The sequence below is a fragment of the Vibrio sp. B172a genome (assembly GCF_030248355.1).
In the GTDB taxonomy this organism is placed as follows: domain Bacteria; phylum Pseudomonadota; class Gammaproteobacteria; order Enterobacterales; family Vibrionaceae; genus Vibrio; species Vibrio owensii.
Genome location: NZ_JAHGAC010000001.1, coordinates 367657 through 389173 on the forward strand (window position 1 = coordinate 367657; position 21517 = coordinate 389173).

General features: G+C 45.3%; 23 protein-coding genes. 12 read left to right on the top strand and 11 right to left on the bottom strand.

From position 1 onward, the window contains the following. Nucleotides 1-5: 5 nt before the first annotated feature. Nucleotides 6-1352 carry a DUF1501 domain-containing protein gene (locus tag KIT90_RS01550; RefSeq protein WP_285374670.1) on the top strand — a complete coding sequence of 449 codons (1347 nt, stop codon included), beginning with the start codon at nucleotides 6-8 and terminating at the stop codon, nucleotides 1350-1352. A 156-nt stretch (nucleotides 1353-1508) separates the two neighbouring features. On the opposite strand, the gene KIT90_RS01555 is transcribed toward KIT90_RS01550, so the two are convergent. The 3 genes from KIT90_RS01555 to KIT90_RS01565 are packed head-to-tail and all read right to left on the bottom strand — an operon-like array spanning nucleotide 1509 to nucleotide 4365. Next, nucleotides 1509-2303: a metal ABC transporter permease gene (locus KIT90_RS01555; RefSeq protein ID WP_285374673.1), complete on the bottom strand. Its 795-nt coding sequence runs from the start codon at nucleotides 2301-2303 to the stop codon at nucleotides 1509-1511. Nucleotides 2304-2306: 3 nt separating this feature from the next. Beyond that, nucleotides 2307-3233, bottom strand: a complete 927-nt coding sequence (locus tag KIT90_RS01560; protein ID WP_285374921.1) for a metal ABC transporter solute-binding protein, Zn/Mn family — start codon at nucleotides 3231-3233, stop codon at nucleotides 2307-2309. After that, a complete protein-coding gene (locus KIT90_RS01565; RefSeq protein ID WP_005439147.1) occupies nucleotides 3223-4365 on the bottom strand; it encodes a membrane protein in 1143 nt (380 codons plus the stop codon). Before KIT90_RS01565 ends, KIT90_RS01560 begins: the two co-directional genes overlap by 11 nt. 313 nt (nucleotides 4366-4678) lie before the next feature. On the opposite strand from KIT90_RS01565, the gene KIT90_RS01570 reads away from it, so the two are divergent. Then, entirely contained in the window at nucleotides 4679-5332 is a 654-nt protein-coding gene (locus tag KIT90_RS01570) for a cupin domain-containing protein (RefSeq protein WP_285374675.1), read from the top strand. A 68-nt stretch (nucleotides 5333-5400) separates the two neighbouring features. Here the strand turns inward: KIT90_RS01570 and KIT90_RS01575 are convergent, their stop codons facing one another. Further along, entirely contained in the window at nucleotides 5401-5640 is a 240-nt protein-coding gene (locus KIT90_RS01575; RefSeq protein ID WP_020194687.1) for a YdcH family protein, read from the bottom strand. 233 nt (nucleotides 5641-5873) lie between these two features. Here KIT90_RS01575 and KIT90_RS01580 point away from each other — a divergent pair, with 233 nt between their 5' ends. Together KIT90_RS01580 and KIT90_RS01585 are read left to right on the top strand one after the other, a co-directional pair. Continuing rightward, nucleotides 5874-6677 carry an SDR family NAD(P)-dependent oxidoreductase gene (locus KIT90_RS01580; protein WP_285374677.1) on the top strand — a complete coding sequence of 268 codons (804 nt, stop codon included), beginning with the start codon at nucleotides 5874-5876 and terminating at the stop codon, nucleotides 6675-6677. 326 nt (nucleotides 6678-7003) lie between these two features. Then, a complete protein-coding gene (locus tag KIT90_RS01585; protein WP_285374680.1) occupies nucleotides 7004-7876 on the top strand; it encodes a radical SAM protein in 873 nt (290 codons plus the stop codon). Between the two features lie 63 nt (nucleotides 7877-7939). Here KIT90_RS01585 and KIT90_RS01590 read toward each other — a convergent pair whose 3' ends face one another. Together KIT90_RS01590 and KIT90_RS01595 are read right to left on the bottom strand one after the other, a co-directional pair. After that, complete coding sequence (locus tag KIT90_RS01590; RefSeq protein ID WP_285374683.1) at nucleotides 7940-8854, bottom strand: LysR family transcriptional regulator; 915 nt, start codon at nucleotides 8852-8854, stop codon at nucleotides 7940-7942. A 105-nt stretch (nucleotides 8855-8959) separates the two neighbouring features. Further along, nucleotides 8960-9829: a GyrI-like domain-containing protein gene (locus KIT90_RS01595; RefSeq protein ID WP_005439161.1), complete on the bottom strand. Its 870-nt coding sequence runs from the start codon at nucleotides 9827-9829 to the stop codon at nucleotides 8960-8962. Nucleotides 9830-9959: 130 nt separating this feature from the next. Between KIT90_RS01595 and KIT90_RS01600 the strand changes: the two genes are divergently transcribed. Then, a complete protein-coding gene (locus tag KIT90_RS01600) occupies nucleotides 9960-11108 on the top strand; it encodes a PLP-dependent aminotransferase family protein (RefSeq protein ID WP_285374686.1) in 1149 nt (382 codons plus the stop codon). A 437-nt stretch (nucleotides 11109-11545) separates the two neighbouring features. Continuing rightward, the gene (locus KIT90_RS01605) at nucleotides 11546-12574 is read left to right on the top strand and encodes a hypothetical protein (RefSeq protein WP_285374689.1); all 1029 of its coding nucleotides are present in this window, start codon (nucleotides 11546-11548) and stop codon (nucleotides 12572-12574) included. A 111-nt stretch (nucleotides 12575-12685) separates the two neighbouring features. Here KIT90_RS01605 and KIT90_RS01610 read toward each other — a convergent pair whose 3' ends face one another. Both KIT90_RS01610 and KIT90_RS01615 read right to left on the bottom strand, forming a co-directional pair. Beyond that, nucleotides 12686-13012, bottom strand: coding sequence for a DUF4156 domain-containing protein (locus KIT90_RS01610; RefSeq protein WP_009706294.1), 327 nt, complete (start codon nucleotides 13010-13012; stop codon nucleotides 12686-12688). Nucleotides 13013-13091: 79 nt separating this feature from the next. Next, nucleotides 13092-13556 carry a hypothetical protein gene (locus KIT90_RS01615; protein ID WP_285374692.1) on the bottom strand — a complete coding sequence of 155 codons (465 nt, stop codon included), beginning with the start codon at nucleotides 13554-13556 and terminating at the stop codon, nucleotides 13092-13094. Nucleotides 13557-13799: 243 nt separating this feature from the next. Here KIT90_RS01615 and KIT90_RS01620 point away from each other — a divergent pair, with 243 nt between their 5' ends. Next, entirely contained in the window at nucleotides 13800-14507 is a 708-nt protein-coding gene (locus KIT90_RS01620; protein WP_285374695.1) for a lipoate--protein ligase, read from the top strand. Between the two features lie 61 nt (nucleotides 14508-14568). Here the strand turns inward: KIT90_RS01620 and KIT90_RS01625 are convergent, their stop codons facing one another. Then, nucleotides 14569-14997, bottom strand: a complete 429-nt coding sequence (locus KIT90_RS01625) for a VOC family protein (RefSeq protein ID WP_038895605.1) — start codon at nucleotides 14995-14997, stop codon at nucleotides 14569-14571. Between the two features lie 252 nt (nucleotides 14998-15249). Between KIT90_RS01625 and KIT90_RS01630 the strand changes: the two genes are divergently transcribed. After that, nucleotides 15250-16815 (top strand): DEAD/DEAH box helicase, encoded by a 1566-nt coding sequence (locus KIT90_RS01630; RefSeq protein ID WP_285374698.1) that lies wholly within the window; start codon nucleotides 15250-15252, stop codon nucleotides 16813-16815. Between the two features lie 212 nt (nucleotides 16816-17027). Further along, entirely contained in the window at nucleotides 17028-17414 is a 387-nt protein-coding gene (locus KIT90_RS01635; RefSeq protein WP_285374701.1) for a hypothetical protein, read from the top strand. Between the two features lie 96 nt (nucleotides 17415-17510). Here KIT90_RS01635 and KIT90_RS01640 read toward each other — a convergent pair whose 3' ends face one another. Further along, nucleotides 17511-18404: a LysR substrate-binding domain-containing protein gene (locus tag KIT90_RS01640; RefSeq protein WP_045418627.1), complete on the bottom strand. Its 894-nt coding sequence runs from the start codon at nucleotides 18402-18404 to the stop codon at nucleotides 17511-17513. 432 nt (nucleotides 18405-18836) lie between these two features. Here KIT90_RS01640 and KIT90_RS01645 point away from each other — a divergent pair, with 432 nt between their 5' ends. Both KIT90_RS01645 and KIT90_RS01650 read left to right on the top strand, forming a co-directional pair. After that, nucleotides 18837-19211: an MmcQ/YjbR family DNA-binding protein gene (locus KIT90_RS01645; RefSeq protein ID WP_285374704.1), complete on the top strand. Its 375-nt coding sequence runs from the start codon at nucleotides 18837-18839 to the stop codon at nucleotides 19209-19211. Nucleotides 19212-19216: 5 nt separating this feature from the next. After that, complete coding sequence (locus KIT90_RS01650) at nucleotides 19217-19759, top strand: nucleotidyltransferase family protein (protein ID WP_285374707.1); 543 nt, start codon at nucleotides 19217-19219, stop codon at nucleotides 19757-19759. Nucleotides 19760-19766: 7 nt separating this feature from the next. Here the strand turns inward: KIT90_RS01650 and KIT90_RS01655 are convergent, their stop codons facing one another. Next, nucleotides 19767-20690 (bottom strand): LysR family transcriptional regulator, encoded by a 924-nt coding sequence (locus KIT90_RS01655; protein WP_009697185.1) that lies wholly within the window; start codon nucleotides 20688-20690, stop codon nucleotides 19767-19769. 121 nt (nucleotides 20691-20811) lie between these two features. On the opposite strand from KIT90_RS01655, the gene KIT90_RS01660 reads away from it, so the two are divergent. After that, complete coding sequence (locus KIT90_RS01660; protein WP_285374710.1) at nucleotides 20812-21480, top strand: SDR family oxidoreductase; 669 nt, start codon at nucleotides 20812-20814, stop codon at nucleotides 21478-21480. Nucleotides 21481-21517 lie beyond the last annotated feature (37 nt).

Genomic DNA, 21517 nt, shown 5'->3' on the forward strand with positions numbered 1-21517 from the left:
TCACCATGAACTTAACTCGACGTCGATTTTTACAAGCAGGTTCCGCTGGTGTGGGGATTTCTGCGCTTAACCTTGCTGCATTCCCAACCTTCGCTGATTCGTTTAACCAATGCAAGAATGGCTATCGCGCTGTGGTTGGTATCGACCTTGCGGGCGGTAATGATGGCTACAACATGCTTATCCCAACCGCCGCTAACGCCAACAGCCAATACCGCGCGCTACGTGGCAACTTAGCTTTGGATGAGACAACCTGTATCCACTTAGACGCAGTGAACGACGAGGCCAAACTGGCACTCAACCCAGCGATGGCAGCCCTCAAACCTTATTGGGATAGTGCTAACCTTGTGCCCGTGGTGAACCTCGGCCCGTTGACTCAGCGTGTAAACAATGTGATTTACGATGAAAGCACTCGTCCGGCGCACCTGTTCAGTCACTCACATCAGTCTACTATGGTGCAGTCTCATGCCACCAAGTCATTGTCGAAAGAAGGTTTTGGCGCGAAGACATCCACAGAACTTAGCTCTATGCTGCGCAGCTTGAACGAGTTGTCACCGATGTTTGATATTGGCGGCACACAAGTGTGGACCAACTGTATTGAAGCCCAATCCAACTCTGTCGGTTCTCAGCCACCAAGTGATATTTTCAACGATCAACGCTCACGCGATCTGTTCGATCAACTACAAAGTACGGGCAATTACGGCAATGTCTTCCAGTCTCATTATGCGGGCGTTGCTGTGGACTCAACCAGAATGTATGAGCAGTTCAGTGCGATTCTAAATGCCGAGATCCCAGACGTATTCCCAGAAACTCGAATCGGTAAGCAATTGAAAGCGGTTTTTAAACTGTTGCTGCACAAAGATCAGTTCCAACATCCTGCGCAGTACTTTAGTTGTAAGTTGGGCGGGTTCGATACTCACTCAGCTCAAATCAGCCGCCAAACCGGTTTGCTGCAAGAACTGGCAGAAGCCATGGCCGCTTTCCAATTGGCACTAGAGAACAACGGCTTGTTTGAGCAAGTGACCACGTTCACGCATTCTGAATTTGGTCGAACTCTGATTCCGAACGGCACAGATGGGACAGACCACGGATGGGCAAGCCATGCATTAGTCATGGGCGGCGGTGTAGCCGGAAAAGCGATTGTGGGTGAATATCCAGACTTATCTGAGACGAGCCCTTACTTGCTTTCACGTGGCCGTGTGATTCCAACGATATCTTCAGATCAGCTTCATGCGAGCTTAATGGCGTGGTTAGGACTGTCTGAAACGGGAATTAATCAATTATTCCCTGCGCTGGATAACACTTTGACAGATTCAATCCAACCTCAGACTCTACCTCTGTTCAAATCTTGCTAATATAGTAGGAGATAAGTAACTAAGTAATCAGTTAATAACTAGCAAGGTTACTAATAAGAAAAAGCAGTGCTAAACAAAAGGCTCCGTTCACGCGGAGCCTTTTTATCATTAAGGCCAAAGTACTAGGTCAACGTTCGAGCAGACTCCTCAACGTTTTCATACCGTCTCTTCATAAACGGATTGCGCTTTTGACAGCCAAGGCTGAAGCAAAAGATTGAACAACATGCCCGCAATAAACAAGGTGATCACGATACTCGCCCCACTTGGCAAGTCATAATGCGCTGACGCCGCGATACCTGACAATATCCCCACGATGCCAATACTGATGCTTGCAGCGAAGAATCTTGTTCCTTTCAGTGCTGCCGCACACAAGGCCGGAATCACCAACAAAGCAAACTCCAAATAGATGCCCGTTAGCTTGACCGTAATCGGCATTAGTATCGCGAAGATGAGATAGAAGCCACTGCCCTGCATGAACTCTGGCTTCACCCATACCAATAACAACATCGCTGCGGTGATTAATGCCAAAGGCCAAACATCATCCCATGTCGACCACAGCAACTGCCCGTTGAGAATCCCTTGAATAAAGTCTGCGCCGTGTGGATCTTTGCTCACCAGTAATATCGCCAGTGAGGCCGACACTACAAACAAGCTGCCAATCGTTGGCTCTAAATGCTGTTGGTAGCGCTTTTCCATTAGGGCGATCAGACCACAAAGCAGTAACGACATCACCCAAGGGCCAACCATTTCACCGAAGAAAGAACCAGAAAAGAGATCGTATTGGTTCAACCAATAATGACTCAGTGCTGCCCCTAAGGCCGCAACTTGTGCCACCGCCAAATCGATGAAGATAATTTGGCGTTTTAACACCTGCTGTCCGAGCACCACGTTACCAGCCAGAGCAATCAAGCCACACAGCACCGCTGGTAATAGCCATGCATAATCTGCCATGACTTAGATCTTCACCGGAACAGGTTGCACGAGCACATCCAACAAATCATCGATAACTTGGTCATACATTTCATCCAGACTTTCGCCATCAGACACCGTCAAAGGCAGCTGAATCAGCGGCTTATTGGTTTGTTTCTGTAACCAGTTTGCTGGACGCTGGTCTTGATGCGACGAGTAGACAATCGCTTCAAAAGAATCCGAGTCCAACTTAGTTAAAGATTGAAGGTGAGAAGTGGTAGGAGAAATGCCCGGCTTTGGTTCGAGGTCAGCAATTTGCTCCATGCCAAGCCAATCGTATAGATAACGGTAGGTTTCGTGATAACCCACCACTTGTTTACCCTTTAATGGCGCGGCTTTCTCATTCCACTCATTGAGCTTTTTACGCCAGTGAGCGCGGAACTTCATACCATTCACTTGATAGCTTTGCGCATTTTCAGGATCGATGCTCTTCAAACGTTCTGTCACAGCACGCGAAATCGCAACCATGTCATTCGCCGCAAACTGCACATGTGGGTTTCCGTGCGCATGAATGTCCCCCATGCTGCGGTCGACATGATCATGAGTGTCTAACATGCGCACGAAATCGGTCGCGTAGATCATGCTTTGTGAACCGTTTTGTACCGCACCATTGCTACTGCGAACTTGCAACATAGGCAACCATCCTACTTCTAACTCCGCACCAGAACACATTGCCATGTCGGCTTGGCGCATCTTTGCAATCAAAGAAGGGCGAGCTTGTACATAATGAGGATCTTGCTTGGCGGTGGTCGCGGAATAGATGGTCGCGTCTGGAGCGTGACTTTCGATAAGGGCTTTCCATTCTGGCTCACAAACAAAGATGTTAAGAGCCAAAGCAGGTGAAGAGATGATGGCAGCCCCCGCCGCCATCATCGCTAAACTGCATTTATTTAATGTCAGCTTAGAACGCATGTGCACCGTGCGCTCCAAATGTCATTACGTATTGCAGAGTGAATACGTTGTCTGTCTCGCTGTCTTGGTTATCAATACGAGTGTATTGCGCACGGATAGTACCGAAGTGAGAAGAATCCCATGCGATCATCGCATCCATTTCTTTATCATTCAGAGCAGTGAAGTGCATGTGGTCGCCGTGCGCGTGGCCATCGTAGCTTTCTGCTTCACCGTAACGTAGACCAGCAGACCAGCTTGGGTTAAAGCGGTAAACACCCGATACGTAGTATGCGCTTAGGTTGTCTGGTGATTCAGCATCGTTCTTGTATTTGCTGTCTACCACACCATCTAGCAACATGTACTCCGCAGATAGCGTGAAGTTGCTGTACTTGTAGTTACCGTCTGGCGCCCACTTCCATACAAAGTCTGCACCGTATAAGTTTTCACCCGTTACCGCAGCTGCGTGGCTGTGGTCATGATCATGCTCATCTGCATGGCCGTGATCATGATCTTCGAATTCTGTTACCTTACCGTTTTCGTTACGTAGGTAGCTCAGGCCAAACTGCCAGCTAGAAGACTCTGAAAAATCGCTGCCAAGCTTAAGTGTTGTCGTGTAAACGCCAACTTCAGAACCATCTTCAACAGAAGACATCTTGCTACCGCTTAGTGCTTCTACACCCAACTTCACATATAGGTCTGTCGGAAGAACGATGTTTGCGCGCACACCGTCATCGTAGTAATGCGAGCCAAGGAAAGTACGGTAAGCAATTGGACGCTCAACAAAGCTGTCTGTGTGCATGTGTTGGTTGTTCAGGTAACCAAAGTCAGATAGGAAGCGACCCGCACGAACATTCAAGCCGTATGGTAGTGCTAGTGTCTCGATAAACGCCTCTTCAAGCATTAGCTCGGTTTCATCACCGTGGCTTTCTAGAACCGCCGTTAGTGCGCCGTGGAATTTATCATCGATGTTTGCAGACATGTTCAGCTCGGTATGACCTAGGCCAAAACCTTCTTCACGCTCTGAGTTATGACGCTGGCCATCTTGATAGTAACCGTCTAGTACCACGCCAATCTGAGGGTTCGAAAGCGTATCGGCAAAAACTGGGGAAACAAACAAGCTACCAACCGCTAAAGAGACCAATTTCTTATTCACTACGTTTTTCCTTATTTTGTTATGTTATAACACCATTTAATATTTCGCGGATGTTATAACATAACAAACACTAAAAAAAGTGTAGCTTGTAACATTTTGTAAATTTAGTTTTTATGAAAATTATCAATAACAATCATAAGGTTAATTAGAAGAACCTTGCTCCATCGTCGTGTTTATTCCCCTACGCCCTACTCTGTTGTGATCTTTCCAATACAAGTGAGTAAGTGAAAATCTCGCGCTCCAAGGGTTGAAAACCGACCTGTGTGAAACTACGTATACTTAAACAATGCAAAGCAAACACTGGAAATACGCAATGATAAACATGGACTTTTCACAACGTTTGGTGATTAAAACTGGCGAACAAGATTGGGTAGCCAGCCCAGCCGCCGGTGTATGGCGCAAACCGTTGGAACGAGAAGCGAAAGAGTCTGGGCATACCACCAGCGTGGTGAAATACGAGCCGAACTCACAGTTCTCGACGCACCCTCATCCATACGGAGAAGAGATACTGGTGCTCGAAGGGGTGTTTTCTGACGAGCATGGCGATTACCCAGCGGGGACTTACCTTCGTAATCCTCCGGGAAGCCAACATGCCCCATTCAGCAAAGACGGTTGCGTGATCTTAGTGAAACTCAATCGATTTGATCCTAACGATCTAGAAACGGTGCGCATCAATACCAACCAAACCGAGTGGTTGCCGGGCATTGGTGGCTTGGAGGTGATGCCATTACACAACTTCGAACACGAGCATGTTGCGTTGGTTAAATGGCCTAAAGGTGAAAAGTTTCAGCCACACCGCCACTTTGGCGGTGAAGAGATCTTTGTCTTATCTGGAGAGTTTAAAGACGAACTCGGGGAATACCCTACCCACACTTGGCTACGCAGCCCTCACATGAGTGAACATTTTCCTTTCGTCGAGGAAGAAACGGTAATCTGGGTCAAAACTGGCCATTTGCCTGTCGATTAATCGAGCCCTTTAAAAAAGCAAAACGGCTCGAACATTCGAGCCGCCATCAAAGACACTTAACAGGTCAATTAAGCGTTCATAATTTTTGAGTAAAGCCAGTCTTTTAGCTCTGCACGGTTATGTTTCATCGTGTTCATTTCGTGGTCGTCGATTGGGCTTCCTCGCAATTCTAGTTGGCGTATTTCCTTGTCGAGCGTGTTATAGTTTTTAGCGTTTTCAGCAAACGTGGCGTCATCTGCCGTAAGTTGAGTAATGGTATCCAAATGTTCTGGGAATTCATGAGTTAATGAGTGATTTTCACCTAACATAGAGACCTCTTTGGCTGAGTACATTTCAAGTTAAATAAGCTGCTCAAATCTTAAGCAACGCTTAAAATAACCATAGCATTTCATGAGCGGTTAATTCGTCGTATCGCCCACAAAAAGACTAACAAATTCATTTTCAATATTTTCTATAAAGTGTTTCCCTCACTCTCCCAATAGTCGAACGCCAAAGATGCCACTATGATTGTTGCATATCGAATTCAAAAGGAATCTCAATTATGCAAAAAATCATCCTGATTACTGGCTCTACAGACGGCATTGGTTTAGAAACAGCAAAAATGTTAGTGGCAGACGGTCACCACGTGATTGTTCATGGCCGTAACGAAGCAAAAGTTCAAAACGTAGAGCAAAGCTTGATTGAGATGAACGCTGGCAAAGTGGAAAGCATCGTAGCTGATCTGTCTTCAGTCACAGCAGTGAAACAGATGATTGCGGAAGTGGCAGAACGCTTTGGCAAACTGGATGTGATCATCAATAACGCTGGCGTGTTCGCGACACCTAACTCAAGAACTCAAGAAGGTCTTGATGTGCGCTTTGCCGTTAACACCATTGCGCCATACATGCTGACAAAAGAGTTACTTCCACTACTTGGCAACACAGGTCGTGTCGTAAACCTATCTTCTGCGGCACAAGCGCCAGTGAGCATCGAAGCCTTGATGGGCGACAAACCACTGTCAGACGGTGAAGCTTACGCTCAAAGTAAGCTGGCACTGACTATGTGGTCACGCGTAATGGGATTGCAGTTGAAAAACGTCGGCCCGATGGTGGTTTCCGTCAATCCAAAATCATTCCTTGGCAGCAAAATGGTGAAAGACGCTTACGGTATCGCGGGTAATGACATCAGTTTGGGCGCAGACATTCTAATTCGTGCTGTACTATCGGATGAATTTGCTCAAGCGCATGGTTCGTACTTCGATAACGACATTGAAGCTTTTGCCGCTCCTCATCGTGATGCGTTGAATGACACCAAATCACAACAAGTGGTAGACGCGATTGAAGCAGTGATTGCCAAACTCGCTTAATTCAACGCGGTTGATTCCTCTTAAACACCTAGCTTCGGCTGGGTGTTGTTGTTTTTACGTACTGATTTCTGTGTATTGGTTTCTGTGTACCAGTTTCTAGCGTTTCTGTTTATCACGTTTCCGTCTCTGTGCTTTTGAAACTGCCACTATTGCTCATTTTCAATAAAATCTAAAAACTCATTCGATATGAAGGCCAATTATCAACAAACCCTTCTCTTGTTAATCTTCAGCCATCGGGAAAAACGCCAGACTCAAACGCGTTCGTTCCCATTATCTTTCGCGAGTGATGACATCGAATCATCCCGCTTTTAACTGGAGATCCAACTATGAACTATGAGGGCAAAGTTTACCGACCATGGCCGGAATACCGCAGCATCTTAATCCAAACCACATTGGGTTGTAGCATCAACACCTGCACGTTTTGCAGCATGTTTGATGACAAACGCTTTAAGGTACGCCCTATTGAAGACGTGATTAAAGACATTGAAGAAGCACGCTTGATCTACCCACATGTAGAGTCGATCTTTTTGATTGATGGTAACGTTATGGCGGCACGTACGGATTACTTGCTTAAGATCTTCGACAAACTGCGTTCAACCTTTCCTGAATGCAAAAAGATTTCTCTTTACAGTGGATTGAACGATTTCCGCCGTAAAACCATTGCTGAATTGAAAGAGCTAAAAGATGCGGGTTTAGATATGGCCTATTCTGGTCTTGAATCTGGCGATCGCATTGTTCTTGAGCGCATTAAAAAACGCATGTCACCAGAGCAAGCGATTGAAGGCATGGCAATGGCGAAAGAAGCTGGCATTGAAGTGTTGCTGTCTTTCATCTTTGGCCTTGGCGGACGCGAACGTTCAAAAGAACACATTATTGCGACAACAGACATCTTGAACCAAATCAACCCTGAGCAAATTGCTCCTATGGCACTTGCGATTCAACCGGGTACGGTGATGGAACAAGAAGTGAAGAATGGTGAGTTCATTATGCCAACTCAACTCCAAGTGCTTGAAGAAGAGAAATACCTACTCGAAAACTTGAACATTGATACCTTCTACTGGGGCGACCATGGTAACAACATCGTTCCACAAAAAGGTTGGTTGTTGGATTCACGCGAGAATTTTCTGAGAAACATCAATCACGCGATTGCATCTAACCCAATGGCAAAAGACAACGTCATCCAGACTTTCTCTTGGTAGTCGTTCTCTTTCTCGTTAAATGAACACAATAAAAAACGCTTTCCGATTGGAAAGCGTTTTTGTTTATTTCTGATGGGCAGCCAGTTCGGTTTCCCAGTAAGGTGGCTGCCCGTAATACTCGGCAAAGTAATCAATAAAGGCACGAACCTTAGGTGCGATCAAACGTGAGCTAGGGTAAACGGCCCAAATGCTGGCGTTCATCACCAATGGATAGTCTTCCAAGATTTCTACCAACTCACCAGCTTGAAGCTGTTTGTAGACACTCCAAATAGAGTTAATCGACACACCAAGCCCATCGATACAAGCATCACGCATCGCATCGCCGTTATCGGTTCTAAAGCTGCCAGAAGCGCGCATCGCATAATGACCATCTGGGGTTTCAAACACCCAATTGTCTAGCCCCATTAGCGTCACGCATTCATGCTCAGCAAGTTCTTGCGGTGTTTTCGGCGTACCGTGCTTTTCTAAATACTCTGGTGAAGCGACAATGATGCGACGATCCGGCGCTAGTTTGCGTGCCACCAGCGTTGAGTCTTTCAACTCTGCAAGACGAATAGCGACATCGAACCCGCCTTCAACCATATCAATGATGGAATCGGAGAAACGAAAATCCACCGTAAGCTCGGGGTAAGCCGCCATAAAGCCTTTGAGTGCAGGCACAAGATGCAAACGCCCAAACGATGCCGGAGCCGTTACTCGAAGCGTGCCGGTTGGTGCGCTATGACCTACTCCGACCGCACCTCGCGCCGCTTCTACCGTTGCAAGCACTTCTTCTGCGTGTGGCAAAAATGCCTGACCTTCTTCCGTTAATGAGACCTTACGTGTGGTTCGGTGCACAAGGCGAACGCCTAGCCCTTCTTCCAACTTATTGATGTGAGCACTAGCAACGGCCGGCGATAATCCAAGCTCTTGTCCTGCCATGCTGATGTTGTGCGTTGATGCCAAACGAACGAAAAGCTTGAGATGTTCTATATTCATTTCATTTTCAACTTATTCTATAAAGTCCGACGTCAATGTCGGGCATTTTCATCTGACACAATAGTAAAGCATTGAACGTGAAGCAAAGCTTTTTAAAAGAAATTGTTAGAAGAAACTGATAGGCAAGTAGAAATCTAATTCAAACGCTTCTTCATGATTTAAAAAGTGGTTTTGATGATAATGCACATACGCAGGAGTCGAGCGTTGCTTAAAGCCTGAGTTTGGCAACCATTTCTCCAACACCATACTGATTTGAGGCAGCAGCTCACCATACACACCAGTCAACCTGAACACCGCATGTAAGCCCCCCGGGATGGTCATCTGGTTCACTACGCCGCGATACTTAAGCGGTTTATCAATGGCCATGCACGCCACATAACGACACTTGTCCAACTCAACCCAAGCCGGATTGGAATGATGCAAACCATATTGGGTAGAGAAGTCTCGGTTCTCTGAATTGGCCCACGCTTTTAACACCAGCCAAGCATTGCGAATAGAACGGTTGTAGCCTTCATGACGAACATAAGCAGCAAAGCGTTGGGGCACTTCAACAATCTTTGGCTCCGGTAAGGTACGCTTCGCGACTCGATGGTAACCCGCTGCGACTTCAGGATCTTTGAGATACGGCTTTTCCGCGACATGCAAATCATGCTTACGCCAAGCACCGGGCGACATATCAAACGTGGATTTAAAGGCACGGCTGAATGACGACACTGAACTAAAGCCACACTTGTTAGCAATCTCTAATACCGACGATTTGGTATCGAACATCAATTGGTTTGCTGCGTATTCCATTCGCGTACGACGAATGTATTGATGAATCGACTCCCCTACCACATCTTTAAAAATGCGGTGGAAATGCTGCTCAGAATACGCTGCTACATCGGCTAGCTCTTTAGCGGATAATTCTCTGCTAATGTCTTGGTGAATGTAGAACAGTACATCATTGATTCTGGAAACCTGTTGCTGACTCATAATTTAGCGTTTGATTGAAATAGCATAAATGGGCATGTTTAACAGCATAAATGGACACACTTAAGTTAGCAAATCCCATGTACTATCTTCTGAATAAAACCAAAATTAAAAAATACGAGAAACACAACACATGGAAATCGCACAGTCACTACAACAAGTAAAGTCATCGTACATTCGAGAGATCCTCGCTGCCGCTAGCGATAAAAACGTCATCTCGCTTGCTGGCGGTTTGCCAGATGAGAAGACCTTCCCAATCGACTTAATGAAGCCGACGCTTGAAAACTTGGCCAACATGCCAGAGGTGTTCCAATATGGCTCAACCGCAGGCTATGGACCGCTACTTAGCTTCCTAAACGGTTACTTCAAGCTTCCTGAAACACACACGGCGATGATCACTACAGGCTCTCAGCAAGGTTTGGATTTGATTGCACGCGCTTATGTGAACCCGGGTGACAAAGTGGTAATGGAAGCCCCAAGCTACCTTGGTGCGATGCAGGTGTTTGGCTTGGTTCAAGCAAACATCGTGACTGTTTCTCAAACTGAGTTCGGTCCAAACCTTGAAGAGCTAGAACAGTGCTTCGCTGAGCAAAAGCCGAAGATGTTCTATGCGGTGCCAGATTTCCATAACCCAACGGGCGTATGCTGGGCACTAGAAACGCGTCAAAAGGTTGCAGAACTTTGTATTCAATACAACGTGGCTTTCATCGAAGATGCACCGTACCGCGAGCTGCGTTTCTCTGGTGAAGCTTTGCCTTTGGTTTCTGATTTCTGTCCACAGAATTCTATCGTACTGCGTTCGTTTTCTAAGATTGCATCGCCAGGTCTACGTATCGGTGTGGTTACGGGTAAAACTAGCTACCTAGAACCGCTTATTAAAATCAAACAAGGTGCCGATCTGCACTCAAGCATACCGATGCAAGCCCTACTGCACGGCTTGCTTCAACATGACAACTTCGAAACCCACATCAGCACTATTTGTGAGCTGTACAAGTCTCGCTACGATGTGATGTATGCAGAGCTAGAAAAACAGCTTCCAGCAAGCTGCATCCTCAAGCCTGTTGATGGTGGTATGTTCGTATGGGTAGAGATCCCAGAGTGCGATACGTTTGAGCTGGCAAAATCACTACTTGCGAACGGTGTGGCTGTTGTACCAAGCCCTGTCTTCTACCCAGAAGGTTCTGAAGTGAAGGCGGCACTGCGTCTTAACTTCACCAATGCAACACCAGAAGAATTGAAAGTGGCGGTAACACGCCTAGCAGACGTACTCAACGCGCTGTAATAAAAATTACACCTTAAATTCCAAATACCTGCCTTTGAGATGCGAATTAAGTCTCAAAGGCAGCGTTTCAAAAAGTTCCCCAAAAAATTTATTTTTTTCTCTCAAAATCAACTCTCTACGTTAAGTGTCTGTTTTCGCTTGCTCCTCGCACTGTCGCAAAAAATAGATCTCGATCACGGATTTGAAGCCTTGAAAAGTTACGTCTATCTTTCAGAAAAAAGACATCGACCTTGCAGCATCATCTGCGAATTCAAACACTTTTGATCGTGACGGCTTATCACTATCGAAAGTCGAGCTGAAACCTTCAGCAATGCAGTCTTGTGAAGATGAACGTGGTGAGGACGCAATTACAACCATTCTGAATGTCGCTATACCAATCCGCGATTGGACTTATACACGTCGGCTTAGCGCATCATATTACAGAGGGGTTTATCAGGATGAACAATCAACCATCGAAAGGACTCGTCGTCACTGGCTTGTCCGCCATGCTTTCTCTCGCTGCGATTCAAACCGCACAAGCGAGCAACTCACCAAACTGTAGCGACGTATTAGCCGGCAACAAAACTGCTGCGTCGCAGAAAATGACTGTCTTGCTAGGTGAAGACATCACCAAATCTAACCTCGTCACGACGGTGGTTCCTGCAAAAAACAATCCGTTTGTGACCGAAGAGTTAGTTTCGGTTTCAAACGACGTCTCACCTAACGGTTTACTGCCGAAAAAATCATTAGAAGAGATCAAACAAGTTCGTGACAACATTGAGAAAGCGGGCATTGAAGTCAACAAGCTCCAAGGTACGTTTGAAGTGGCGTTTGTCAGCCTAATCGACGGACACTGCCAGTTCTCAACCAACAAGCTCACCACGAACGCGAAGATCGACTTCGACCACTTAGAAGGGTTGTCTGCTTACTCTATCCCTGCACTGCTCGCTATGGTTGATAAATCTTATGCGATGGCAGAAGCTCGAATTGAAGAAGAAAAAGCGCGTGTTGCAGAAGTTGAACGCGAGAAGGAACGACAAAGAGAAATGGCAGCTGCAGCGGCGGCCGCTCGTTACCAAGACGCGAACGTACTTGTTCGAGTAGAGAAGTTTGATGGTTCTAACGTCACCTTCTCTGTGACTAACTTAGCCTCTGACGGTGAGTTACAACCGAACTTTAATACCTTCAGAGCGTATCAAACCGACAAGGGCGAGTTGATTTATAAATCTGAATCTTTGTTGAGCTTGGTCGATCAGGAAGGTAATGGCCTAACGACGATTGGTATCGCTGAGCTTGGCCCACAAGCGGGCAAAGACTTGACCATCTCTCCAGGAGAAACTCGTCAGTTCATTACCAGTATCGAATCAGAAGTCGCACCAGAGGCGAAGCTAAGCCTAGAGTTTCCGGCAAAAGTTCTGAACACGGATGACGCTTTCTCTTTGTCCTTTACGGATTCAGTTGCCATGGCGACTGCTGGGCTGAACTAAACAGCTGAGCTGAACTAACTAGCATCCACGGCTTGTCCCTTGTCGTTCCTTGCTATGCCTTGAAGGCAAATACTAAAACGAAAAAAGCAGACATTAACGTCTGCTTTTCTTTTAGTTCTGACACTGATACGCGTTAGCGAACATGGTCACTGAGCTTGAGAAACCAAGTGGTTGATACAAGTAAAGGGTATCTGCCCCCAGCTCTGCTGCTTTGATGCGCATTTGGTTTAGTGTACCCCAAACCATGTCTTTGTCTGCATGAAGCCAGTAATCATAAAAGTGGCCTTCTGAGCCCATTACTGTGCCTAGGTGCTGGCAGTTTGCGATTGCGTTTACATCATCCCAAATCACTTTCACTTGCTCGGACTCTTGCGTTGGGAAGGTCACGCAGCCAGTTAACAACGTTGCTAATGCTGCAGCAGTCATTAACTTTTTCATAATTTCATCGCCTTAGAATTAAATAGTCTGCGGATTCTATTTATCACCCAGACGATGACCAACAAATTATTTTTATGCTTTACATAACAGCCTGTTTAGGTGCTTTTGTTGGTCGTTTTAATGCTCTTGCATCTCGAATATTCAACGTCATCAAAGTCAAATTGGTGAAGCCAGCAAGTAGCTCCACGATTTGAACCACATAAAAAGTGGTCTCAAAGCGCCCAAGTTCCGCTAAGTGATGAAGGTAAATGGCTGATGGAACAAGAATCAAGATGCCGTTCAACGCAATGAAAGGCATACGCTTTTTCTTTGCAGCCAATGGGCCTTTCTTTACATTCGGAGCCATCTTAGACCCCGTAATACCAGCTGCCGCCATTAAAGGTACTACCGCCCAAATAGCATAAGAAATATAGGTTTTGACGAACAAGATAGCTTGGTGCTCACCAAATAATTCAACCAACACGGTGCTAATAAAAAAGCTCATGATCAGTAGGTATGCACTGATAGAGCTGAGTCGATGAGCTAGGCTGAGTGACTTTTTCATAGCGATATTCTCTTTTTTGATTTGATGTGAGTAGCGGTACAAAACAAAGATTACACAACAATCATTGCGCACGCAACATTTGCATTAAAAACAAATTATGAAACTGACTAGATATTTGCGTATTAAGGTTTTAACTTAATGTTTTTAATGAACATTTACTTTCAAATAAAAACAGAGTTGTGATTGGATTTTGTGACGAAATTGGAGTAAAACTGAAGGGTAGATGATGAAGAGGAACTGAATTTGGCTTCCAAAAATAAACTGATCCGCTATCAATCCACTGAAGTCGCAGATGTTTTCAGTAAAGAAGATGAGCTGATCAAACTCGTGCAGACGGATCAACTCTCTCAAGTCTTATTGTTGTGGCAAGTGAAAAGCCCAACGCTCGTCCTTCCTGCAGGAAAGAAGTGGCCTATTTCAGACGAGCTTGAACAAGGCCTTGAAGACACTAACTGGAAGCTATTCTCTAGAAAAACTGGCGGCGCCCCCGTACCTCAAGTTCCTGGAATCATTAATCTATCCCACATCTATCATTGGCCAGAAGGTCAGCCATACGATATCAAAAAAGCGTATCTAGACTTATGTTCTGTCCTAGAGGTTTTCTTTGAACAACTCGGTGTGAAGGTTGATGTGCATGCAACACCAAACTCCTACTGTGACGGGGACTACAACCTAAACATCAATGGACAAAAAGTGGTGGGAACCGCACAGCGAGTCTTACTGAAGAAAGGCGGCGGGCAAGTGGTGCTCTCTCAGGCCTGCATTCTTATTAATGCGGACGTAGAAAAGATCGTTGAACCTGTGCAGTTATGTAATCGCCTCTGCGGACATAACGATGATATTCGCGGCGATGTGCACACTCCCCTATTCAATCACATAGAAGAAAGGCCAGATACTGACGCGCTGTTCCAACTGCTAACTCAAGCATTTTTGGATCACGCCAAGCACTAACCTCACTCTTAAGAGCAAGGTATACGCTCTATGCCTTGCGCCATCCTTGATTCAATAAACACTACTGAGTGTAATCATTTCGTTCGCTGTCTTTGTCTGACAGATACTCGACAAACTCAAACTGCATCCCATGATCTTCCAAGTAATAGACGTTTTTACGAAATGGGTGTTCCGCGCCCCAGTGGTCAAGCTCATAACCCACTTCTTTTAATCGAGCGACAAGCGCATCAACATCTGGAACGACGATGCCGAGGTGCTTCATGCCAGTAAAATGGGTCGTCCAATGCCCAGCATCGCCATCTCCACCATCGGAGATCGCAATGTAAGAATGCTCATCTCCGACATGAAACCATTCGATAGGACGTCCAAACCAGTCATCAAGCTTACCGCTACCACGGATTGTCCACTCTGGAATAGCAGTCGTTAAAAATTCAATGGTTTTGCGCGCATTTACAACGGAGATATTGGCGTGTTCAACATAGCTTTTCATAACGTTGTTCCTTGTTAATTTGGGTTATCGTTTTAGTTTTCCTTTTGCTTGTTAAACACCCTAAAACCTCAAGCTAACTTGAGGTAAAGACTACATTTTAACGCTATCGTGAGAAATGAGATCTGCTTCAAATAATTATCCATGACAGAAATAGTTGAAGCTAACGCTTAAAAGCCTCAGAATGTCGCACTTTTCGCGTCGTACATAAATTCGACGCCTTGTTATCTAACTCGACAATTGAGAATCATACATATGGGTTTTACCTCGTTAGGTCTATCTGCTCCAATCCTTAAAGCTATTCAGGAAAAAGGCTACGACACCCCTTCGCCAATTCAGGCACAAGCAATTCCAGCTGTTTTGGAAGGGAAAGACGTGATGGCAGCAGCACAGACTGGTACAGGTAAAACGGCAGGCTTTACGCTTCCGATTCTTGAACGTCTGTCGAACGGTCCACGTGTACGCAGCAATCAAGTCCGCGCATTGGTGCTAACGCCAACTCGTGAGCTTGCGGCTCAGGTGCAAGAAAACGTGTTCATGTACAGCCGCCACCTACCTCTAACGAGTGCAGTGGTATTTGGTGGTGTGAAGATCAACCCGCAAATGCTTCGCCTACGTAAAGGTGCGGACGTATTGGTTGCAACACCAGGTCGTCTATTGGACCTATACAACCAAAACGCAGTGAAGTTCGACCAACTAGAAATGCTGGTTCTGGACGAAGCGGACCGCATGCTAGACATGGGCTTCATTCGCGACATTCGCAAGATTCTTGATTTACTGCCAAAGCAACGTCAGAACCTTCTGTTTTCTGCGACTTTCTCTGATGAAATCCGCGATCTTGCAAAAGGTTTGGTAAACAACCCTGTTGAGATTTCAGTAAACCCTGCAAACTCAACAGCACGCACTGTAGAACAATGCATCTACCCAGCAGACGTGAAGAAGAAAGCGCCAATGCTGGTGAAGCTGATCAAAGACGGTGATTGGAAACAAGTATTGGTATTTACCAAAACCAAGCATGGCGCAAACCGCTTAGCGAAGTTCTTAATCGACCAAAAGATTACAGCTGCTGCGATTCACGGTAACAAAAGCCAAGGCGCACGTACTAAAGCACTGGCTGACTTTAAATCTGGCGAAGTTCGTGTATTAGTTGCAACAGACATTGCTGCACGCGGTATCGATATTCCTCAGCTCCCTCAAGTGGTTAACTTCGAGCTACCTAAAGTGGCAGAAGACTACGTTCACCGTATCGGCCGTACTGGTCGTGCTGGTGAAGTGGGTAAAGCGATTTCTCTAGTGTGTGCACTTGAAGCATCAGAACTGTTTGCGATTGAACGTTTGATTCAACAACTGCTGCCTCGTAAAGAGCTAGAAGGCTATGCACCAACTAACGTATTGCCAGAGTCGAAGCTAGATACGCGCCCTATCAAGCCAAAGAAACCGAAAAAGCCTAAGAAGCCAAAGGCAGAAGGTGAAAACGGTCAAACTGCTGAGAAGAAAAACAGCGGCGGTAACAACAAACCAAAGCGTCGTTTCAACAGCGACAACAAAAACCGTAAAGGCGAAAACAAATCTGGCAAAGGCGGCGCTGGCAAGCCAAAAGGCAACCGTGACGGCCAAGCTCGCTCAAACGGCAAGCCAAGCGGTAACAAACCGAATAACAACCAGTCTGGTGCAAACAAACCGGGCGCAAATAAAAACGGTGACGGTGGCAAACCATCAGGTAACCGCAAGCCTAACAGCGGCAAACCTGCAGGCGCAAAATCATCAAACGGTAAGCCATCAGGACAACGTCGCAAGCCACGTCCGCAAGTAGCTAAGTAATTTGATACCGAATTAAAACGACAAAGCCGCTGACAATCTCAGCGGCTTTGTTTTATCTGCCATCTAGAGAAAACCGCGACCTTTTTCGCTTTCTTTCCTCAAATCATAAAAACCTGTGACTTTCACCTCTATATTATTCACAAGACAATTGATTATCAGACTTTAGAAGTGATATTCATATGTATGCATTTAACTGATGAGAGGTGTTGTCAATGATTTCTGCACAAGATTTTCAAATTAAGCAATCCCTGTTTTCCTTTAAACAAGATCATTATCTTTTGGAAAAGATAAAAGGAATACGTGTAAAAACGAACACATTTAAAGACCATGCCTTACGTATCCTTTGCATCGGAACAATAGTCTCAAGCGTCGTTTGGATGGTTTGCCCTGAATCACTTGGCGTTTTTACCGCCCCTTTTGCCTTCGTTGTGGGCATAATTGCTGCCCTCAATTCAACAAAAAAATACGAGCTACAAATTGAATTCCAACATGTTGATGGAACTGGCTTACAGTGGGTATCCGTAGCTAAGAGCAGCAATCAAAAAGTCAAAGACGTCTTTAAAGAACAAGTCATTAAAGTAACAAGCCAGCTCAGTTAATCAAATAACTAGCACCCAAAGGCATGTTGGGTTATCTCAAACAGCCCGTCGTTTGACCTTATCATTCCCAATGAAAATAAACTTAAAACTAGCAAGTTACTTAAAAGAAAGCTCTTTCATTAACCAAGCTTTAAAAGCACTGATACGCAAAGAGCGCGAAGACGAAGGGTCATCAATTACCGAGTAACGAACACCTGGCTTTAAACCAATATCAAAAGGTTTCACTAGCATCCCTCTTTCAATAAAGTCGGCACAAACACTATCTGTTGCTAAGCACGCCCCGTGACCAGCTACCACAGCATTGATTCCCATATCAAAGGTGCCAACCTCCATCCACTGAAGTCTGTCTTTTTGAGTATCAACGTTGGCAGCTTTAAACCACTGCTCCCAATTGAATGCCTCTGAGTGAAAGTCAATCAGCCAACAACGTTGTAACTGCTCAGGGTGGGTAAACTTAATTGATTCAGCAAGTTGTGGAGAACAGTAAGGATAGATTTCTTCTTCAAATAACGTCTTTTGCTCCAACCCTAAATCGGTTGCATCTCCATCGCCTTGCCAAATTAGTACATCGGTCTCAGTGTGTCTGATATCCATGGTGTGGAGGTTTTGCATTCTGATAGGAATATGCGGGTACTCCATTGTAAATTTCCATAGCCTTGGCATTAGCCAACGAGTCGAAAAAGAACGCGGAGCACTAACATTCAACACGCCTTCTAGCGGTTCATTTTGAATTCGATTTAGGCCTGTAATGATGTTTTTGAAACCATCATTAACGTGTCGATGAAGAATTTGCCCTTTATCCGTCAGATGCATTTCACGTCCACGTCGAATGAACAGCTTGCAACTCAAACGTTGTTCTAACTGCCTCAACTTTTGGCTTATCGCTGCCTGAGTGATGCAAAGTTCCTCAGCCGCTTTACTGTAGCTTTTTAGTCGAGCTGCAGATTCAAAGTAATGAAGCGCTGAAAGAAAGCGAAGTCGATTGTCCATAATCTCTACTTATAATACTTGTAATAAATCGTTGTTCGTAATGGATCTTTGTTGGTTCGATAATACTGACATTAAATGGTCGAACAAGGAAATTCAATTGAAGAACACATTGTTAAAAACTCGAAAAATAGCATCTATACTATTGAATAAATTAAATTTAATTAAAAAAACCAATATTGAGAAGTATTACATTAACGACCTCAGCAATCACGTAAGAAAGGATATAGGAGTCCAATCCTACGAGGAGAAAAGTTCACATTACTCAAATTACCTATAATTTAAAATTATTTAAATTTCACTCTACCTGAGTTAAAGCAAAAAGTTCAGACAGAATCCGACCTTTAAAGCTTTACAATGAATCGTGATACATCAAGACCAATCAACCTGTGCTAACCTAGCCAACACCATGATTCTCATAAGTTAAGGTTGACCATGACATACGATGAATTTAATCAATTCTGCGGCTCATTCGCCGCCACTTCCCATGTAGTTCAATGGGGTGATGCACACGTTTGGAAAGTCGGTGGAAAGGTATTTGCGATTGGTGGTTGGAGTAAAGACAAGCAGCCTGCATTTACGTTTAAGACTTCCCCTTTAAACTTCGATTTTTTAAGTGATTATGAGGGCTATATTCCTGCCCCTTATTTCGCAAACCGTGGTATGAAGTGGATTCAGCAAACGGAAACCTCCGGACGCCTAGACGAAGAGCTAAAGTACTATTTATCAGAATCTTATCGATTAGTTACACTTGGCTTGAGTAAGCGAAAACGCGATGAATTGGGCATTGAACTGCCACCAGCGAAGTAATACCGATGCTTGAAGAAAAACTTGCCCAGTTGTTGGCAGAAGAGCCACTTCGCATTCAAGCCTTGGAGTGTGTTCGAACACTGGCTTTACCGGATTGCTACATTGCTGCGGGCTTTGTGCGAAACCTAGTTTGGGATCACCTTCATCTAAAGCAAAATCCAACACCATTAAACGATCTTGATGTTGTTTATTTCGATCCGAATGAGTTGGACGAACAAACCTACCTCAAATACGAAGCTCAACTAAACGCCTTAATGCCAGAGCTAAATTGGCAAGTTCGCAATCAAGCAAACATGCACCTAAGGAATGGTGATACACCTTACCAAAGTACCTTGGATGCGATGAGTTACTGGCCAGAAAAAGAGACAGCGGTCGCGGTCAGATTGAACGAAAAGAACCACATAGAGTGCATTTCCGCGTTCGGATTTGAGTCTTTGTTTGAAGGTCGGATTACTTACAATCCCAAGCGAACATTAACGCTGTTTCAATCTCGGGTAGAATCCAAAAACTGGCTAATCACATGGCCTCAACTGCGGGTTGCCGTCTAAGTCTTGCTTATTCCGGAAACTGGCTATGAAAACGCTCAATCAAGAAGTCCAAAAACAAACGAAGTCGCTTGGGTTGATACTGGCGGCTCAGGTAAATCACGTTCAAATCCGCGCCTGCAGAAGAGGTCGATGCGTTGAAGTTCTTCATATAGCCATTTAATACCGTCACTAAACGCTGCTGTTTGATGTCCTCTTGTACATCGAGAATCGATTTCAACGCAATACCCGCGCCATCTAACGCCCACTGACGAATCACTTCGCCATCATCAGAAAAACGCTTCGGTACGACAGTAACAACATTGTGCTGCTCTTCATCTTGAAAGTGCCATGTTTTCAACTCTTCATTGCTGCGAACCATGGCTAAACAATCGTGATGTGCTAAATCTTGTGGCGTGATCGGCGTGCCTTTCTTTGCCAAATACTGAGGAGAAGCACAAAGCACTCGGCGACTGGACGCCAGTTTGCGAGAGATAAGGTTGCTGTCGGCTAGCTCCCCATATCGGATAACGATGTCCAAACCGGACTCAGCTAAGTTGGATAAGTTATCGTTCAAATACAGATAAGGGATCACATCGGGATAGAGCTGACTAAATTCCGACAGTATTGGCGAAATGTATTGCTTACCAATATCACGAGGAGCCGAGATTTTAAGTGTGCCGCGCACTTCTTTGGTGCCAGTTTGGAGTAAGTTCTCCGTCTCTTTGACGCTGTCGATGATTTCCAAGCATGCCTGATGGTACATAGCGCCAGAGTCCGTCAGTGAGATATGCCTTGTACTGCGATTAAGTAATTTCACCCCATAGCGATCTTCCAGCGACTGCAATCTTGCCGTTACTGTTGCTGGCGATAAGCCGAGCTCTCTACCAGCCGCCGCCAACCCTTGGTTCTTCACTATGCTGACAAACAGCGTCATATCCGAAAACTTGTCCACATTCCCTCCTTAAACTTCATTATTCATCTGAGCTGAATAATCAATTCAAATATTACTCAATTATCAAATTTATTCCAATCAATATACTGACTCCATCGAAACGAGATTGGAGAAACAAATCATGACAACAGAAAAAACCATTTATGTCGTACTGGGTGGCACATCAGGTATTGGCGCTGAACTTAGCCAACAACTTACGAGCGACAATGCGGTTGTCCACGTAGCAAGCCGCAAGACAGGGTTAGACATCAGCGATGAACAGTCGGTTTACCACTACTTCGAAACCATTGGTGCTTTTGACCACCTGATCGTCACAGCAGGTTCTTATGCTCCAGCAGGCAAAGTGGTGGATGTAGAAGTTTCCCAAGCAAAATACGCGTTCGATACCAAATTTTGGGGCGCCATCAACGCAGCGAAACATGGAGCACGCTACATCAAGAAAGGCGGAGCAATCACGCTAACGTCCGGCATGTTATCGCGCAAAGTTGTTGCTAACACCTACGTAAAAACCGCGATTAACGCTGCCATTGAAGCAACCACAAAAGTACTGGCGAAAGAACTGGCTCCAATCAGAGTGAATGCAGTCAGCCCAGGTTTGACCAAAACTGAGGCGTATCAAGGCATGAACGAAGACGACAGAAATGCCATGTACAAACGCACACAAAATAGCTTACCAGTGGGCAAAGTTGGCGAAGCCAGTGACGTTGCAAAAGCTTACCTACTTCTGATTGAAAACATCTATATGACCGGTGCCGTGATTGATGTCGATGGTGGCGCACTGCTTGGCTAACAACACACGTTTGGATAACAACAAATAAAAACAAGGT

Coding starts and splice junctions, on each gene's coding strand:
- KIT90_RS01555 (WP_285374673.1), bottom strand. CDS start 2,303: ATGGCAGATTATGCATGGCTATTACCAGCGGTGCTGTGTGGCTTGATT.
- KIT90_RS01570 (WP_285374675.1), top strand. CDS start 4,679: ATGATAAACATGGACTTTTCACAACGTTTGGTGATTAAAACTGGCGAA.
- KIT90_RS01585 (WP_285374680.1), top strand. CDS start 7,004: ATGAACTATGAGGGCAAAGTTTACCGACCATGGCCGGAATACCGCAGC.
- KIT90_RS01560 (WP_285374921.1), bottom strand. CDS start 3,233: ATGCGTTCTAAGCTGACATTAAATAAATGCAGTTTAGCGATGATGGCG.
- KIT90_RS01650 (WP_285374707.1), top strand. CDS start 19,217: ATGCTTGAAGAAAAACTTGCCCAGTTGTTGGCAGAAGAGCCACTTCGC.
- KIT90_RS01550 (WP_285374670.1), top strand. CDS start 6: ATGAACTTAACTCGACGTCGATTTTTACAAGCAGGTTCCGCTGGTGTG.
- KIT90_RS01605 (WP_285374689.1), top strand. CDS start 11,546: ATGAACAATCAACCATCGAAAGGACTCGTCGTCACTGGCTTGTCCGCC.
- KIT90_RS01610 (WP_009706294.1), bottom strand. CDS start 13,012: ATGAAAAAGTTAATGACTGCTGCAGCATTAGCAACGTTGTTAACTGGC.
- KIT90_RS01635 (WP_285374701.1), top strand. CDS start 17,028: ATGATTTCTGCACAAGATTTTCAAATTAAGCAATCCCTGTTTTCCTTT.
- KIT90_RS01640 (WP_045418627.1), bottom strand. CDS start 18,404: ATGGACAATCGACTTCGCTTTCTTTCAGCGCTTCATTACTTTGAATCT.
- KIT90_RS01590 (WP_285374683.1), bottom strand. CDS start 8,854: ATGAATATAGAACATCTCAAGCTTTTCGTTCGTTTGGCATCAACGCAC.
- KIT90_RS01625 (WP_038895605.1), bottom strand. CDS start 14,997: ATGAAAAGCTATGTTGAACACGCCAATATCTCCGTTGTAAATGCGCGC.
- KIT90_RS01630 (WP_285374698.1), top strand. CDS start 15,250: ATGGGTTTTACCTCGTTAGGTCTATCTGCTCCAATCCTTAAAGCTATT.
- KIT90_RS01615 (WP_285374692.1), bottom strand. CDS start 13,556: ATGAAAAAGTCACTCAGCCTAGCTCATCGACTCAGCTCTATCAGTGCA.
- KIT90_RS01660 (WP_285374710.1), top strand. CDS start 20,812: ATGACAACAGAAAAAACCATTTATGTCGTACTGGGTGGCACATCAGGT.
- KIT90_RS01600 (WP_285374686.1), top strand. CDS start 9,960: ATGGAAATCGCACAGTCACTACAACAAGTAAAGTCATCGTACATTCGA.
- KIT90_RS01580 (WP_285374677.1), top strand. CDS start 5,874: ATGCAAAAAATCATCCTGATTACTGGCTCTACAGACGGCATTGGTTTA.
- KIT90_RS01595 (WP_005439161.1), bottom strand. CDS start 9,829: ATGAGTCAGCAACAGGTTTCCAGAATCAATGATGTACTGTTCTACATT.
- KIT90_RS01645 (WP_285374704.1), top strand. CDS start 18,837: ATGACATACGATGAATTTAATCAATTCTGCGGCTCATTCGCCGCCACT.
- KIT90_RS01575 (WP_020194687.1), bottom strand. CDS start 5,640: ATGTTAGGTGAAAATCACTCATTAACTCATGAATTCCCAGAACATTTG.